Origin of the sequence: Bradyrhizobium sp. AT1 (genome assembly GCF_001590795.1) — a bacterium.
GTDB lineage: Bacteria > Pseudomonadota > Alphaproteobacteria > Rhizobiales > Xanthobacteraceae > Bradyrhizobium.
On sequence record NZ_JXDL01000001.1, the window covers coordinates 2689081 to 2703460 of the forward strand.

A 14380-nucleotide genomic window follows, 5' to 3' on the forward strand; every position below is an offset into this window, starting at 1 on the left:
CTCGGACGGCGCTCCGGCCAGCCGGCGCGCGATGGCTTTCAGCTCCATGACCACGACATAGAGGCCGACCAGTAACATCCCGGAGCAGACGCCGATGGTGCCTGAGATTATGAGGGGGCTGCCGAGGCTGAACTCCCTGACGGAGAAGCCAAACAGGATCGAAAGGAGGCCCGCCACGACGGCGAAAATCCCCGCGATCAACAATGCCAAGGTCATCGAACTCACCCCCGGCCGCACGTCCACACGCGACCCGTCACGCCACGATACCGTCATACGGTGTTCCACGCCAACGACCAATTGCAAGCAGCGTTCCTAATGGGAAGGAAATCAGGGACTTATTCACATTCCCTTCAGCTACGGCCCGCTACTGCTGGGCTACGCTTGAAATCCGGAATTGCTGCGTCGCATCAGGAATTTAGCCATAATGCCCAATTACTTGGTAATGGAACTGCGCTATAGGGAGTCCGGGGTTGAGGCCCGCACGCACCAGCAGGGCCAAGAGGGGATTCCGGGGCACCGATAGCCATGACATCCATCACGACTTCGGCGATCGACACGCCTCAGCGGCGTTCGGTTGAACGGACTTGCGACGATCTCGCCATGCTGGTGCTGGCCGCGGTCGCCGTCATCGCCGGCTTGACGTTCCGCGACTACGGCCTCGGCTGGGACGATTACACCCACGCTGAATATGCCGACCTGTTGCTGCGCATGTTCGGTTCCGGCTTCAAGGACAATGCGGCGCTCTCCTTCGCCAATCTCTACATGTATGGCGGCGGCTTCGACATGGTCGCGGCCCTCCTGCACAAGATCATTCCGCTCGAATTGTTCGAGACGCGGCGTCTGGTCGGCGCCATCGTCGGCGTGATCGGGCTTGCGGTGACGTGGCGGCTCGGCCGCCGCATCGGCGGCCCGCTTGCCGGTCTTGCCGCACTGCTGCTGCTCGCGCTGTGCCCGATCTTCTACGGCCACATGTTCATGAACCCGAAGGACGCGCCCTTCGCGGTGGCCATGATCATCCTGATGCTCGGCCTGGTCCGGCTCGCCGAGGAATATCCGCAGCCGTCGCCGCGCACGATCCTGATCGTCGGCCTGGGCGCCGGCCTTTCGATCGGCTGCCGCATTCTCGGTGGGCTCGCGCTGGTCTACGCCGTGCTCGGTTTCATGCCGCTGTTCCTGGAAGAACTGCGCAGCGAGGGCCTGCGCGAATCGGCCCGCCGCTTCGCCCATGTCGTCTATGTGCTGCTGCCCGGCCTCGCGTTTGGCTACCTCGTGATGGGCCTGATCTGGCCGTGGTCGATCATGGAGCCCGGCAATCCCTTCGAGGCGCTGACCTACTTCTCGCATTTCTTCGAGAAGCCGTGGAAGGAGATGTTCGACGGCGCGATCGTGTCGGTGCCGGACATGCCCTGGTCCTATCTGCCGACGCTGTTCGCGCTGCAACTGCCCGAGGTGATGCTGGTGCTGATGGCCGGCGCCGTGGTCGCCACCTTCGCCATGCTGCCGCGGCGCGAGGTACCGGCGCGGCGCAAGACCATCATGCTGATGCTGACGCTGGCTGCGACCCTGCCGCTCGCGATCGCGATGGTGAAACGGCCGGCGCTGTACAACGGCATCCGCCATTTCGTGTTCGTGATTCCGCCGATGGCCGTGCTCGGCGGTGTTGCTTTCGCGTGGGCCATGGAGCGTCTGCGGACCAATCACCGCACCTGGCAGCCCGTCGTGCTCGCCACGTTCTGCTTCGGCCTCGCGCTCCCGCTCGCCGAGATGATCCGGCTGCATCCCTATCAGTACACGCACTTCAACCACATCGCCGGCACCGTGCGCGGCGCCGACGATCGCTTCATGCTGGACTATTGGGGTCTCGCGCTGAAGCAGGCCTCGGACGAATTGCGCGAGCAGCTGGTCGAGCGCCAGGAAGTGCCGCCGACCAATCGCAAATGGAAGGTCGCGGTCTGCGGTCCGCAGCGCCCGGCCCAGGTCGCGCTCGGCCCCGACTTCACCATCGGCTGGGATTCCAACGCGGCCGATTTCGCGATGACGCTCGGCGAATTCTACTGCAAGGGCCTGACCGCGCCCGTGATGGTGGAGATCAAGCGCGACGACGTGGTGTTCGCCCGCGTCTACGACATCCGCGGCCGCAGCATTTCCAGCCTGCTGTCGATCCCGGCGCCGTAATGATCTTCTTCGCGTGGCCCGCTCCATGCGGGCTACGCTGGACTGCCGCGCTTTGCGTCCCTTGCTGGCGACGCATAGCGGTACTACGCTCCCTCCCCGCAACAACGATGTTCGGAGAGATCAGCCATGTCGCCAGCGGAAGCGCGCCTGAAGGAAGTGCCGTCTGATATGACGGAGGCCGAGTGGCAGCAACGGGTCAATCTCGCCGCCTGCTATCGCCTGGTCGCGCTGTACGGCTGGGACGATCTGGTCGACACCCACATCTCCGCGCGCGTGCCCGGCCCCGAGCATCATTTCCTCATCAACCCCTACGGGCTGATGTTCGACGAGATCACGGCCTCGAGCCTCGTCAAGGTCGATTTGCACGGCAACCAGCTCTCCGAGAGCGAATACAGCATCAACCCCGCCGGCTTCACCATCCATTCGGCGATCCACGAGGTGCGTGAGGACGCGATCTGCGTGCTGCATCTCCACACCCTCGACGGCACCGCGGTGTCGAGCAGCGCGGAAGGCCTGCTGCCGCTGAATCAGACCGCCCAGCTCGTCACCCACGACCTCGCCTATCACGACTATGAAGGCATCGCGCTCGACCATAACGAGCGGCCGCGGCTGCAGAAGGACCTCGGCGACCACAACCACATGCTCTTGCGCAACCACGGCACGCTGACGGTCGGCCGCTCGGTCGCCTCCGCCTTCGAGCGCATGTACCACCTCGAGCGCGCCTGCTCGATGCAGGTGCGCACGCGCGCGCTCGGCACGCCGGTCTATCCGGTCGAGGAGATCGCGATCGAGAAGAACACCGAGCTGCTCGCCAACCGCGACCGCGCCGAGCTGCGCGCCACCAACCTCGTCTGGCCGCCGCTGCTGCGCAAGCTCGACCGCGAGCTGCCGGGCTACCGGTCTTGAGATTTTTGCGAGTTTGGCGTAAGGTTGTGTCCAACTAACCTCTACGCCTTTTGGAATGAAACGCCGCCCAATCCCGGGCGGCGTTTTTGTTTGGGGCGAACCCCGGCGCCACAATTACCCTCGTCATGCGCGGGCTTGACCCGCGCATCCATCTCCAAAATGATTCTTTAGGATGGATTGCCGGGTCAAGCCCGGCGATGACGACATGCGTTACTTCACCTCCGCCAGCGCGGCGAGGATCCTCGCCCAGGAACGGATGCCCTTCTGGAAGCTGCGCAAATCATACTTCTCGTTCGGCGAGTGGATGTTGTCGTCGTCGAGGCCGAAGCCGACCAGCAGCGAGTCGAGGCCGAGCGTGCGCTTGAAGTCGGCGACGATCGGGATCGATGCGCCGGAGCCCATCAGCACGGTCTGCTTGCCCCACTCCTCCGTCAGCGCCTTGCTGGCGGCGGCGAGCGGCTTCATGTTCCAGTCGAGTGCGACCGCGGGCGCGGCGGAATGGTCGCCGAACTCGACCTTGCAGTCGCCGGGAATGCGCGCCGTCACGTAGTCACGGAAGGCCTTGCGGATCTTCTGGGGATCCTGCCCCTCGACCAGGCGGAACGAGACTTTGGCCGACGCATGCGACGGGATCACCGTCTTGGAGCCCTCGCCGATATAGCCGCCCCAGATGCCGTTGACGTCGCAGGTCGGGCGCGATGAAGCCTGCTCGATCAGGAGCCGGCCCTTCTCGCCAGCCGGGATCGACAGGCCGATCGGCTTCAAAAACATCTCCGGCGTGAGATTGAGCTTCTTCCACTGCTCCAGGATATCAGCCGGCAGATCCTTCACGCCGTCATAGAAGCCCGGGATGGTGATGCGGTTGTCGTCATCGAACAGGCCGCCCAGAATTTTGGTCAGCACCCGGATCGGGTTCATCGCGCTGCCGCCGAACACGCCGGAATGCAGGTCGCGATTGGCGGCGGTGATCTTCAGCTCTTCATAGAGCAGGCCGCGCAGCGAGGTCGTGATCGCCGGCGTGTTGCGATCCCACATGCCGGTGTCGCAGACCAGCACGTAATCGGCCTTGAACTCGTCCTTGTTGGCCTCGATGAAGGGCACGAAATTCTTCGAGCCGACTTCTTCCTCGCCTTCGATCAGGAAGGTAACGTCGATCGGCAGCGAGCCCGTCACCTTCTTCCAGGCGCGGCAGGCTTCGACGAAGGTCATCACCTGGCCCTTGTCGTCTTCGGCTCCACGCGCGACGATGATCTTGCGGCCGTCGTCATGATCGGTGACGACAGGCTCGAACGGCGGACGGTGCCAGAGATCGAGCGGGTCGACCGGCTGCACGTCGTAATGGCCGTAGAAGATCACATGCGGCCGTCCGCCGGACTTGCCGTCTCCCTGGGTCTTGCCGACGATGGCGGGATGGCCGGCGGTCGGCCTCACCTCCGTGGCGACACCGAGGCTTGCGATGTCCTTGGCGAGATGCTCAGCCGCCGCCTTGCAATCCCCGGCAAAGGCCGGATCCGCGGAGATCGACTTGATCCGGAGCAGCGCGAACAGGCGCTCCAGGCTGTTGTCGAAATCCTTGTCGATGTGATCGAGCACGGATTGAAGCTGCGCATTGGCCATGGTCGGATTCCTGACGTTTGAGTCTCAAGACGGCATTTTAGGATGCCCGGGTTTTAGCGCCGTCGCTGGCTGGGAGCCAGCCGCAACCGGCGGATGGCGGATGTGCCATGCGAGACTGCCTGCCAGAACGGCGGTCGCAGCGAGATTGTTGCCCCAGGCCTGGAGCACCGTCGGAAACCACGGCAGGGCCAACAACATCAAAATGCCGGCGGCGCCCAGGGCGAGCCAGGTTCCCAGGCGCACCCTTGGCCGCGTGTCGAAGGCGGCGCGATGCATCAACACCGTCATCGGGAAGAACAGCCACATGAAATAGTATTGCCGCGCCAAAGGCGAAGCCACCGTGATCAGGCAAAGCAGGATACCGAGCTCCTCGGCATCCGAGCGCGCCGTTCGCCGCGCTTGCCGCGGCATGACCACGAGGAAGCCAAGCCCGAGCAAGGCCGACACCGCCAGCACGATCCAGTTCGCCGTCCTGTAGTCGACGTCGATGATGTTCATCGTGCGCGGAGGCGTCTTGGGATTGTCCTGATTGTAGTTGATCGGGCGGACCAGGCGGTGCGTGACGGCGATCAGCGACTGGTTGACCCACGACCAGTTCTGCTCGTCACGCTGGCCAAAGCCCTTGTCCGAGCTCGTTCCGACCATGCCCTGATACCAAAGCGCAAGCTCGGCTGCGTTGCGCTCGACGCCACGGATCGGCGCCGGCACGACATAGAGAAGGATGCCGGTGAAGGCGACCGTAGCGGCGACGGCCTGCCATTTGCGCCGCCAGATCAAATAGGGCAGCACCGCAATTGGAAATACCTTGATGGCGGTGGCGAGCGCGAACATGAAACCGGCAAGCCATGACCGCTGACGCCGCAAGCTCCAGAAACCGTAGAGCATCATCGCCAGCAGGAGGAGGTTGGGCTGGCCGAGGTCGAACATGTCGAACACGAAGGGCACGGTGATGACGGCAGGCAGTGCCTCCAGCCAGCGGCCGAGGCTGCGCCCCGAGCCGGTCATGACCTGGGAGAACGTCCCGGTGTACCACCACGCCACGGCGTTCAGGATCGACAATACGACATAAAGCGGGATCTTGCCGAACCAGCTCGGGATCGCCAGCATGATCGCCGGCAGCGGCGGATAGATGAACTCGAAATACTCGACGGCCGTGGCGGGATAGAGCGGCTCACCCTGCAAGACCTGCTGCCCGGCCCAGAACCACAGCGGGTAATCCTTGGTCTTGCCGCTGCCGAAGACTTCAGGGACGAGCACGTCCGCGGTCAGCAGGACGCAGCAGAACAAAAACAGCAGGTCCAGCGGCGCGCGCAGCGACGGATGTCTGGGCGCGTCGGGCTTGGCTAACGGAGCGGGCGGGGTCACGGACGGGTCCTGTGCGGCGGCGAACAGGGCGTAGCAGACCGGCGCAGGCTTGGAGAGGCCCTCACCTGAAATTGTACCGGTGGTGATCGGACTCCCCGCAAGCGAAGCGAGGTCGACGCACCAGCCGGAAGCGGATTGGCTGAAACGAAGTCCTGAACTGCCTAACGCCGCAGCAATCCGCCGAGTGCTCCGCGGACCAGCGTGCGGCCGATCGAGCCGCCGAGCTGGCCGCCGACCGACTTGCCGATATTGGCGGCCATCCCGCCGATCACCTGATTGGTGACCGATCGCGTCACGTCACGCGCAATGACCTGGCCGGCTGACAGGCGTCCGCGCTTGACGTTGGTGCCGAAGATGGTGCCGACGATCGACCCGATCTGGCCGAGAAGCCCGCCGCCATTTCCGCCCGCCCGGCCGTCCGCGGTGGCCGCGGTGCCGGCGATGCGCTTCTGGATCATCTCGTAGGCGGACTCTTCGTCGACGGCGGTGTCGTATTTGCCCTTCACCGGGCTTGCGGCCATGATCGCCTTGCGCTCGTCCGGCGTGATCGGCCCGATGCGCGCCGACGGCGGCCGGATCATCACGCGCTCGACCATTGCCGGCGTGCCATTGCCTTCGAGGAAGGACACCAGCGCCTCGCCCTTGCCGAGCTCCATGATCACCTTGGCGGTGTCGAGCTTCGGGTTGGGCCGGAAGGTCTGGGCCGCAGCGGCGACCGCCTTCTGGTCGCGCGGGGTAAAGGCGCGCAAAGCGTGTTGCACCCGGTTGCCGAGCTGTCCGAGCACGCGGTCGGGGACGTCGACCGGATTTTGCGTCACGAAATAGACGCCGACGCCCTTGGAACGGATCAGGCGGACCACCTGCTCGATCTTGTCCATCAGCGCCTTCGGCGCGTCGTTGAACAACAGATGCGCCTCATCGAAGAAGAACACGAGCTTGGGCTTCGGCAGATCGCCGGCCTCGGGCAGTTCCTCGAACAGCTCCGACAGCATCCACAGCAGGAATGTCGCGTAAAGCCTGGGGTTCTGCAGCAGCTTGTCCGCAACCAGGATGTTGACCATGCCGCGGCCGTCGCGGTCGGTCTTCATGAAGTCCTTCAGCGTCAGCGCGGGCTCGCCGAAGAATTTGGTGCCGCCCTGGTTCTCCAGCACCAGCAGCTGGCGCTGAATGGTGCCGACGGTCGCCTTGGTGACGTTGCCGAAGCCCTGCGCGGCCTTGCGGATGGCGGCGAGCGGATCCTCCTCCGCGTCCGCCGCCTTCTTCCCGCTATCGGGCACGATGGCATCGAGCAGCGCGCGCAGATCCTTCATATCGATGAGGGTCAGGCCGTTGTCGTCGGCGACGCGGAAGGCGACGTTGAGCACGCCTTCCTGCACGTCGTTGAGATCGAGCATGCGCGCGAGCAGCAGCGGACCCATTTCGGTGACGGTCGCCCGCACCGGATGGCCCTGCTCGCCGAACACATCCCAGAACACCGTCGAGAACTGGTCGGGCTGGAAAGCCAGCCCCATCTCGGTTGCGCGCTTGACGATGAAGTCCTTGGCCTCGCCGACCTCGGAGATGCCGGAGAGATCGCCCTTGATGTCGGCAGCGAAGACCGGAACACCGGCGCGGGCAAATCCTTCCGCCATGACTTGCAGCGTCACGGTCTTGCCGGTTCCGGTTGCACCGGTGACGAGGCCGTGGCGATTGGCGAGCGCCAGCGTCAGCCAGGCCTGCTCGTCTCCCTTGCCGACGAAGATCTTGTCGTCGGTATCGCCGAGCTTGCTGTCCTGTGCGGTCATCATTCTCTCTGGTCTATCTGATCTCTCTGCCGGGTTTCGCGTATCGAAACTCGAATGCAGCAGTTCCGTAGTTTAACGCATGTCGCGCACCGATTAAAACGGTTCAACGCGCTCCAAGCATGCGACATTGTCGGAAACAAACGGATGGCATCAGCCAAAAGTAGGAACGAGCCGTTCGCAACGCGGCAATTTTTCGCCGATTCCATCTCCGCTCTTGCATCGCTGCAACACTTTTCGCGCGTTCGAGGATGAATCGCGACGACGGCTGCGTTCATCGCTTGAATTTCACATCGCACCGGCTCAAGATCATTTTCGAAAGAAATACTCCGGCGTGCAAACCGGCTGAGGGGCGGGCTTTATGGACGAGCTGATCGGGCGGCTGGCGACAAACGCCAGCATAGATAGTGCTGTGGCTGAAAAGACCGTCGGCATTATCCTGGGCTTCCTCCGCAACGAGGGTCCCTCCGACAGCGTGCAGGCCCTGATCGATCAGATTCCCGGAGCGGAAGCCGCGATCGAGGCATCCAGGAGCGGCGGCGGACTGTCACGGCTGATGGGCGGCGGCCTGATGGCCCTCGGCACGCGCCTGATGGGCCTCGGACTCGGCATGTCGGAGATTCAAAACGTCGCCCGTGAACTTTTCCGCTACGGCCGAGACAAAATCGGAGCAGATCAGATGGGCAAGATCGTTGCGGGGACGCCGGGCCTCAGCCAGTTCGCCTGAAGCCTTGGCATTTCATATCGAGTATCATGACATATCCGATCTCCGAGATTGAAGGCCTGTCGGTCTTTGCCGCCAACAAGCTGAAGGCGCAAGGCATCCGCACCACCGACGGACTGCTCGAGGCGGCCGGCACGGTGAAGGGGCGCAAGGCGCTTTCCGCCAAGACCGGCATCAGCGAGCAATTGCTGCTGGAATGGGCCAACGTCGCCGACTACATGCGTATCCCCGGCATGGGCCGCGCCAAGGTCGGCCTGGTCCGCGCCGCCGGCGTCACAACCGTTCGTGAGCTCGCCTATCGGAATCCGGCAAGGCTCGCCCAGAGCATGCGCGACGCCAACGAGAAGAAGAAGCTGCTCCGCATCCTACCGTCGGAGAAGTCGGTCGGCGACATCATCGCCAAGGCGAAGAAGCTGCAGCCGAAGATCACGTATTAGCTACGCACTTTCCGCATACGGATTCAGCCACGCCACCCTGGGTGTCGTCCCGGCGAACGCCGGGCCCATAACCACAGGAAGTAGTTTGGCGAAGACCAGTCGTTCGGTACTCGGACTTTCCGCAATCGATAGATTCCGCGGTATGGGTCCCGGCGTTCGCCGGGACGACAGCTGGGGTGATGTGCGAGAGTGCCACAATATCGACGCCGCCCGCAGACACCGACACCGCCCTCCATCCCGCCTTGAACTCCCCCTCCCCGCCCGCTAAAGCGGGCCGCATGAATGCCTCGCCTTTCCCATCCGTCCCGCCGGCCGGCTCGGCCGGGCCAGATGCGTTGCGGACGCTGCTGGAACGGCCTGTCCCGGCGGTGATGGGCGTGCTCAACATCACCCCCGACTCCTTCTCCGATGGCGGCGAGTTCATCGCGCCCGGGCTGGCGCTGGCGCGGGCACGGGCGATGATCGCGGATGGCGTCGACATCATCGATATCGGCGCCGAGTCCACCCGGCCCTACAAGGGCGCGAAGGCTGTCACGGCGGATGACGAGCTCGACCGGCTGAAGCCGGTGCTGGCGGGCGTCGTTGCACTCGGCGTGCCGGTCTCGATCGACAGCATGAAGGCGGAGGTGGTGGCCTATGCGCTCGACCAGGGCGCGGCGATCGCCAACGACGTCTGGGGCCTGCAACGGGACCCCGCGATGGCGCCGCTGGTGGCCGCAAGAGGTGTCCCCGTCATCGTCATGCACAACCGCGACGATGCCGACCCCGCCATCGACATCGTCACGGACATGAAGACGTTCTTCTTGCGCTCGCTCGACATCGCCGCGAAGGCCGGCATCGCGCGCGACAAGATCGTGCTCGATCCCGGCATCGGCTTCGGCAAGACCGCCGAGCAGAGCATGACCGCGCTGGCGCGGCTGCGCGAGTTCGAGATGTTCGGCCTGCCGATCCTCGTTGGTGCCTCGCGAAAACGCTTCATCGCCTCGGTGTCGCCGTCGGAGCCGAAAGAGCGGCTCGCCGGCTCGATCGCCGCGCATCTGATCGCCGCGCAGCGCGGCGCCAAGATCATCCGGACTCATGACGTCGCCGAGACCTTGCAGGCGCTGCGGGTCGCGAACGCAATCGAGAGCAAGCAATGACCGACACGATCTTCGTCACCGGCCTGTCGATCCATGCCCGCCATGGCGTGATGGAGCACGAGACCGAAGTCGGCCAGCGTTTCGTCATCGACCTCGAACTCTATACCGACCTGTCGGAACCCGCGCGTAGCGACCGGCTTGTCGACACCGTGTCCTACGCCGACGTCGTGGCGACGACGACGGCGGCTTTCAAGAACACCAATTACAAGCTTTTGGAGCGCGCCGCCGGCGCGGTGGCGGACGCCATCCTGGTGAACTTCCCGCGCATCCGCGCCGTGAAGATCACCGTGCACAAGCCGCACGCGCCGATCGCAGCGATCTTCGACGATGTCGGCATCATGCTGACGCGTTCGCGGCATCCCTGATGGCGAGCGTGCTGATCGCACTCGGCGGCAATGTCGGCGACGTCCGCACGACGTTCCGCAAGGCGGTCGCCCATATCTGCGGCATGGCGCAAGGTGCGCTGATTGCGCGCTCGTCGGACTACGCGACGCCGCCCTGGGGCGACGAGAACCAGGATCCCTTCATCAACGCCTGCGTCGAGATCGAGACCGATCTCGATCCGCATGCGCTGCTGTTCGTGCTGCAGAAGGTCGAGCAGAAATTCGGCCGCACGCGGGAGAAGGATCGGCGCTGGGGACCGCGCACGCTCGATCTCGACATGATCGCCTATGACGATGTCTCCTTGCAGAAGCCCGATTTGACCCTGCCGCATCCGCGCCTGTTCGAGCGCGCCTTCGTGCTGGTGCCGCTGGCCGAAATCGCGCCGGACCGCGTGATCTCGGGTATTCGTGTGCGTGACGGGCTCGCCAGCGTCTCGACGCAAGGCATTGAGCGGCTTCCGGATACCGGTTAACCAAAATCGACCGTTTGCAGGGACGGTCTGCCGTGGCAAATTCGCCCCCGCGAATAACGATATGTTTTGGGAGCCCTTGGCCGTATGACCTCCGTGACTGACGACTTGAAGCTGGCGGCCGATTTTCCCAAGGCGACTGTCGAAGACTGGCGCAAGCTGGTCGACGGCGTGCTCAAGGGCGCGCCGTTCGAGAAGCTGGTCGGCAAGACCTATGACGGCATCAAGATCGATCCGCTCTATCCGCGCGCCAAGGGTGTTACGCCGGTAGCGGGGCGGCCGGCCGCCGCGCCCTGGCAGATCGTGCAGCGGATCGACCACCCCGATGCGGCGCTCGCGAATGCACAGGCGTTGCAGGATCTGGAGAACGGCGCGACCGGGCTCGCGCTGGTGTTTGCGGGGGCCAACGTCGCGCGGGGTTTTGGCCTGGAACCTTCGGCCGAGGCGATCGCAAAGGTCCTGAAGGACATTCATCTCGACGCCGGCATCGGCATCGAGCTCGAGATCGGACCGCAATCGCGGATGGCCGCGATCCATGTCGCGGAATATGTGAAGAGCAACGGCCTCGATCCCGCGACCTGCAACATCCGCTTCGGCCTCGACCCGCTCGCGGCCGGCGCGGTGTGGGGCCACAGCCACTACACCTGGGAGGAGATCGCTCCCGCGATCACCGGCGCCATCAAGGGCCTCGCCGGCCTCGGCTTCAAGGGCCCGTTCGCCTCCGCCGACGGACGCGTGATCCACGATGCCGGCGGCTCGGAGGTGCAAGAGCTTGCCTTCGTGCTGGCCTGCGGCGTTGCCTACCTGCGCGCGATCGAAGGCGCCGGTATTCCGCTCGAACAGGCGCAAGGCATGGTCTATGCCCGGCTCGCCGCCGACGCCGACCAGTTCCTCACCATGGCGAAATTCCGCGCGCTGCGGCTGCTCTGGGCGCGGATCGAGACGGCCTGCGGGCTGACGCCAAAACCGCTGTTCATCTCGGCCGACACCGCCTGGCGCATGCTGACGCAGCGCGATCCCTACGTGAACATGCTGCGCGCGACCATCGCGACATTCGCCGCAGGACTTGCCGGCGCCAACGCGATGACCGTGCTGCCGCACACCCTGGCGCTCGGGCTGCCCGATCCGTTCGCGCGGCGCGTGGCGCGCAACACGCAGCTTCTGTTGCTGGAAGAAAGCAACCTTGCCAAGGTCAGCGATCCCGCGGCCGGCGCCGGCGGCATCGAGACGCTGACCGCGCAGCTTTGCGAGGCCGCCTGGGCGCTGTTCCAGGAGAGCGAAAAGGCCGGCGGTGCTTTTGCTGCGCTTCAGCAGGGCCTATTCCAGAGCAAGATCGCGGCCGCACGAAAAGCGCGCGACGCCAACATCGCAAAGCGCCGCGACGTGCTGACCGGTGCCAGCGAGTTTCCGAACCTGCACGAGAGCGAAGCCACCGTGCTGAAGGCGACGCCGGTCGCGCTGGCTCCGTACGGCGAGCAGAAATACAAGTTTGAGCCGCTGCCGCCGATCCGGCTCGCGGAACCGTTCGAGGCGCTGCGCGACAAATCCGATGCAACGCTGAAGGCGCGCGGCTCCCGGCCGAAAGTGTTTATGGCCAATCTCGGCACGGCCGCCGATTTCACGGCGCGCGCGACCTTCGCCAAGAGCTTCTTCGAGGCCGGCGGCATCGAGGCGACGGGCAGCGAGGGCTTTGCCGATCCGGCCAAGCTGGCGGATGCCTTCAAGGCCTCCGGCGCCGAGCTCGCCTGCCTTTGTTCCAGCGACAAGGTCTATGTCGGTCAGGCGGAACCTGCCGCCAAGGCCCTGCAAAGTGCGGGCGCCCGACATATCTATCTGGCAGGCCGCCCTGCTGATGCCGAGGCGGCGCTGCGGGCCGCCGGCGTCACGAGTTTTGTCTACGCCGGAGCCGATGCGCTTGCCACGCTGCAGGACGCCTATCGACGGATGGAGCAGGCATGACCGACACCAGCAAACCCGTGCTCACCGGCGGTTGCCAATGCGGGGCGGTGCGCTTCGGCGTCACGACGGCGCCGAACCGGGTCTCGATCTGCCACTGCCGCATGTGCCAGAAGGCGGCCGGCGCGCCGTTCGCCTCCTTTGCCGACATCAACAGAACCGACTTCGCCTGGACCAAGGGGCAGCCGTCGTTCTTCCGCTCCTCCACCATCGCCGAGCGCGGCTTCTGCCCCGCCTGCGGTACCCCGCTGAGCTTCGGCCGGATCGATGGCGACCGCATCGAGATCATGACCGGCGCCTTCGATCGCCCCGACCGGGTGATCCCGACGCGCCAGTTCGGAACAGAATCCCGCCTCGGCTGGGTGGTCGGCATCGCCAATCTACCGAGCCAGACCACACAGCAGAATTACGGACCGGAGAAGATGGCGACCATCGTCAGCCATCAGCATCCGGATCATGATTGAGGCGAGCGGTCGCGATGCGCTGGGGGATAAACCTTCGAGGCGACCTTGCAAAGCTCGACGACGCCGAGATTGCATCTCGATATGAAACATTGATTTCCGAGATGGAAACGAAGCACAAGGTTGCTTACCAGGTCGGAAAATTTAGCGCTCGCGGACTATTGCATGCCCGCATCTTTTATTGGGTCCAGGCGGTTGTCTTCGGCGTGTTCGGTGGCCTTAGTGGGGGCGACAGTCGTGCGATGTCCCCCTCGGGGATCGAATTGTATCTTCTGGGCTGTGAATTGGCGGACATAAGAGACGAAATAGAACGCCGCGTTCGGCGTCGAAAAACGGTAACGGCAGCACCATGACTCGCATACCGAACTTCACGAATATTCCGTTTGAAAAGTCCGCGCCCGCGATTCCCGCCGGCAGCGCCGAGCCTTGGCTGACGCCCGAGGGCATTCTCGTAAAGCCTGGCTATGGCGAGGCAGATCTCGCCGGGCTCGATTTCCTCGAGACCTATCCGGGCATCGCGCCGTACCTGCGCGGCCCCTACCCGACCATGTATGTCAACCAGCCCTGGACCGTCCGGCAATATGCCGGCTTCTCCACGGCGGAGGATTCCAACGCGTTCTACCGCCGCAACCTCGCCGCGGGGCAGAAGGGCCTCTCGGTCGCCTTCGATCTCGCCACCCATCGCGGCTATGACTCGGATCATCCCCGCGTCGGCGGCGACGTCGGCATGGCCGGTGTCGCCATCGATTCCATCTACGACATGCGCACGCTGTTCGCAGGCATCCCGCTTGACCAGATGAGCGTGTCGATGACCATGAACGGTGCGGTGCTGCCGATCCTCGCGCTCTATGTCGCGGCCGCCGAGGAACAGGGCGTGCCGCCGGAGAAGCTGTCGGGCACCATTCAGAACGACATTCTGAAAGAGTTCATGGTGCGCAATACCTATATCTATCCGCCCGCGCCCTC

The 14380-nt window shown here is 64.4% G+C and carries 13 protein-coding genes and 1 pseudogene; 10 read left to right on the forward strand and 4 right to left on the reverse strand.

The window, feature by feature from the left end:
* Window positions 1–216, reverse strand: a pseudogene (locus tag SE92_RS12780) (DUF308 domain-containing protein); the annotation flags it as partial.
* A gap of 309 nt (window positions 217–525) precedes the next feature.
* On the opposite strand from SE92_RS12780, the gene SE92_RS12785 reads away from it, so the two are divergent.
* Window positions 526–2175 carry a glycosyltransferase family 39 protein gene (locus SE92_RS12785; RefSeq protein WP_063196020.1) on the forward strand — a complete coding sequence of 550 codons (1650 nt, stop codon included), beginning with the start codon at window positions 526–528 and terminating at the stop codon, window positions 2173–2175.
* 126 nt (window positions 2176–2301) lie between these two features.
* On the forward strand, window positions 2302–3081 hold the full coding sequence (locus tag SE92_RS12790) for a class II aldolase/adducin family protein (RefSeq protein WP_063196021.1): 780 nt from the start codon (window positions 2302–2304) through the stop codon (window positions 3079–3081).
* A 210-nt stretch (window positions 3082–3291) separates the two neighbouring features.
* On the opposite strand, the gene SE92_RS12795 is transcribed toward SE92_RS12790, so the two are convergent.
* The 3 genes from SE92_RS12795 to SE92_RS12805 form a co-directional block, all read right to left on the reverse strand.
* The gene (locus SE92_RS12795) at window positions 3292–4698 is read right to left on the reverse strand and encodes a M20/M25/M40 family metallo-hydrolase (protein WP_063196022.1); all 1407 of its coding nucleotides are present in this window, start codon (window positions 4696–4698) and stop codon (window positions 3292–3294) included.
* Window positions 4699–4722: 24 nt separating this feature from the next.
* Entirely contained in the window at window positions 4723–6063 is a 1341-nt protein-coding gene (locus SE92_RS12800) for a glycosyltransferase family 87 protein (RefSeq protein WP_063196023.1), read from the reverse strand.
* A gap of 161 nt (window positions 6064–6224) precedes the next feature.
* The gene (locus SE92_RS12805) at window positions 6225–7847 is read right to left on the reverse strand and encodes a helicase HerA-like domain-containing protein (RefSeq protein WP_063203497.1); all 1623 of its coding nucleotides are present in this window, start codon (window positions 7845–7847) and stop codon (window positions 6225–6227) included.
* A 358-nt stretch (window positions 7848–8205) separates the two neighbouring features.
* On the opposite strand from SE92_RS12805, the gene SE92_RS12810 reads away from it, so the two are divergent.
* The 8 genes from SE92_RS12810 to SE92_RS12850 all read left to right on the forward strand — a co-directional run.
* Window positions 8206–8571 carry a hypothetical protein gene (locus tag SE92_RS12810; protein WP_063196024.1) on the forward strand — a complete coding sequence of 122 codons (366 nt, stop codon included), beginning with the start codon at window positions 8206–8208 and terminating at the stop codon, window positions 8569–8571.
* Window positions 8572–8597: 26 nt separating this feature from the next.
* A complete protein-coding gene (locus SE92_RS12815) occupies window positions 8598–9005 on the forward strand; it encodes a DUF4332 domain-containing protein (protein WP_063196025.1) in 408 nt (135 codons plus the stop codon).
* A 278-nt stretch (window positions 9006–9283) separates the two neighbouring features.
* Window positions 9284–10144, forward strand: a complete 861-nt coding sequence (gene folP, locus SE92_RS12820; RefSeq protein ID WP_063196026.1) for a dihydropteroate synthase — start codon at window positions 9284–9286, stop codon at window positions 10142–10144.
* A complete protein-coding gene (folB, locus tag SE92_RS12825; protein ID WP_063196027.1) occupies window positions 10141–10509 on the forward strand; it encodes a dihydroneopterin aldolase in 369 nt (122 codons plus the stop codon). Before folP ends, folB begins: the two co-directional genes overlap by 4 nt.
* Complete coding sequence (gene folK, locus SE92_RS12830) at window positions 10509–11000, forward strand: 2-amino-4-hydroxy-6-hydroxymethyldihydropteridine diphosphokinase (protein ID WP_063196028.1); 492 nt, start codon at window positions 10509–10511, stop codon at window positions 10998–11000. The genes folB and folK overlap by 1 nt, the downstream gene beginning before the upstream one ends.
* Before the next feature lie 84 nt (window positions 11001–11084).
* Window positions 11085–12956 (forward strand): methylmalonyl-CoA mutase family protein, encoded by a 1872-nt coding sequence (locus tag SE92_RS12835; protein ID WP_063196029.1) that lies wholly within the window; start codon window positions 11085–11087, stop codon window positions 12954–12956.
* Window positions 12953–13417 carry a GFA family protein gene (locus tag SE92_RS12840; protein WP_063196030.1) on the forward strand — a complete coding sequence of 155 codons (465 nt, stop codon included), beginning with the start codon at window positions 12953–12955 and terminating at the stop codon, window positions 13415–13417. Before SE92_RS12835 ends, SE92_RS12840 begins: the two co-directional genes overlap by 4 nt.
* Window positions 13418–13763: 346 nt before the next feature.
* The coding region (locus tag SE92_RS12850; RefSeq protein WP_245324565.1) for a methylmalonyl-CoA mutase family protein at window positions 13764–14380 on the forward strand (617 nt) is incomplete at its 3' end.

Bases quoted from the DNA above. Each gene is read 5' to 3' on its own strand.
- SE92_RS12795 (WP_063196022.1), bottom strand. From the start codon at position 4,698: ATGGCCAATGCGCAGCTTCAATCCGTGCTCGATCACATCGACAAGGAT.
- SE92_RS12815 (WP_063196025.1), top strand. From the start codon at position 8,598: ATGACATATCCGATCTCCGAGATTGAAGGCCTGTCGGTCTTTGCCGCC.
- SE92_RS12840 (WP_063196030.1), top strand. From the start codon at position 12,953: ATGACCGACACCAGCAAACCCGTGCTCACCGGCGGTTGCCAATGCGGG.
- SE92_RS12805 (WP_063203497.1), bottom strand. From the start codon at position 7,847: ATGACCGCACAGGACAGCAAGCTCGGCGATACCGACGACAAGATCTTC.
- SE92_RS12785 (WP_063196020.1), top strand. From the start codon at position 526: ATGACATCCATCACGACTTCGGCGATCGACACGCCTCAGCGGCGTTCG.
- folB (WP_063196027.1), top strand. From the start codon at position 10,141: ATGACCGACACGATCTTCGTCACCGGCCTGTCGATCCATGCCCGCCAT.
- SE92_RS12835 (WP_063196029.1), top strand. From the start codon at position 11,085: ATGACCTCCGTGACTGACGACTTGAAGCTGGCGGCCGATTTTCCCAAG.
- folP (WP_063196026.1), top strand. From the start codon at position 9,284: ATGAATGCCTCGCCTTTCCCATCCGTCCCGCCGGCCGGCTCGGCCGGG.
- SE92_RS12810 (WP_063196024.1), top strand. From the start codon at position 8,206: ATGGACGAGCTGATCGGGCGGCTGGCGACAAACGCCAGCATAGATAGT.
- SE92_RS12790 (WP_063196021.1), top strand. From the start codon at position 2,302: ATGTCGCCAGCGGAAGCGCGCCTGAAGGAAGTGCCGTCTGATATGACG.
- folK (WP_063196028.1), top strand. From the start codon at position 10,509: ATGGCGAGCGTGCTGATCGCACTCGGCGGCAATGTCGGCGACGTCCGC.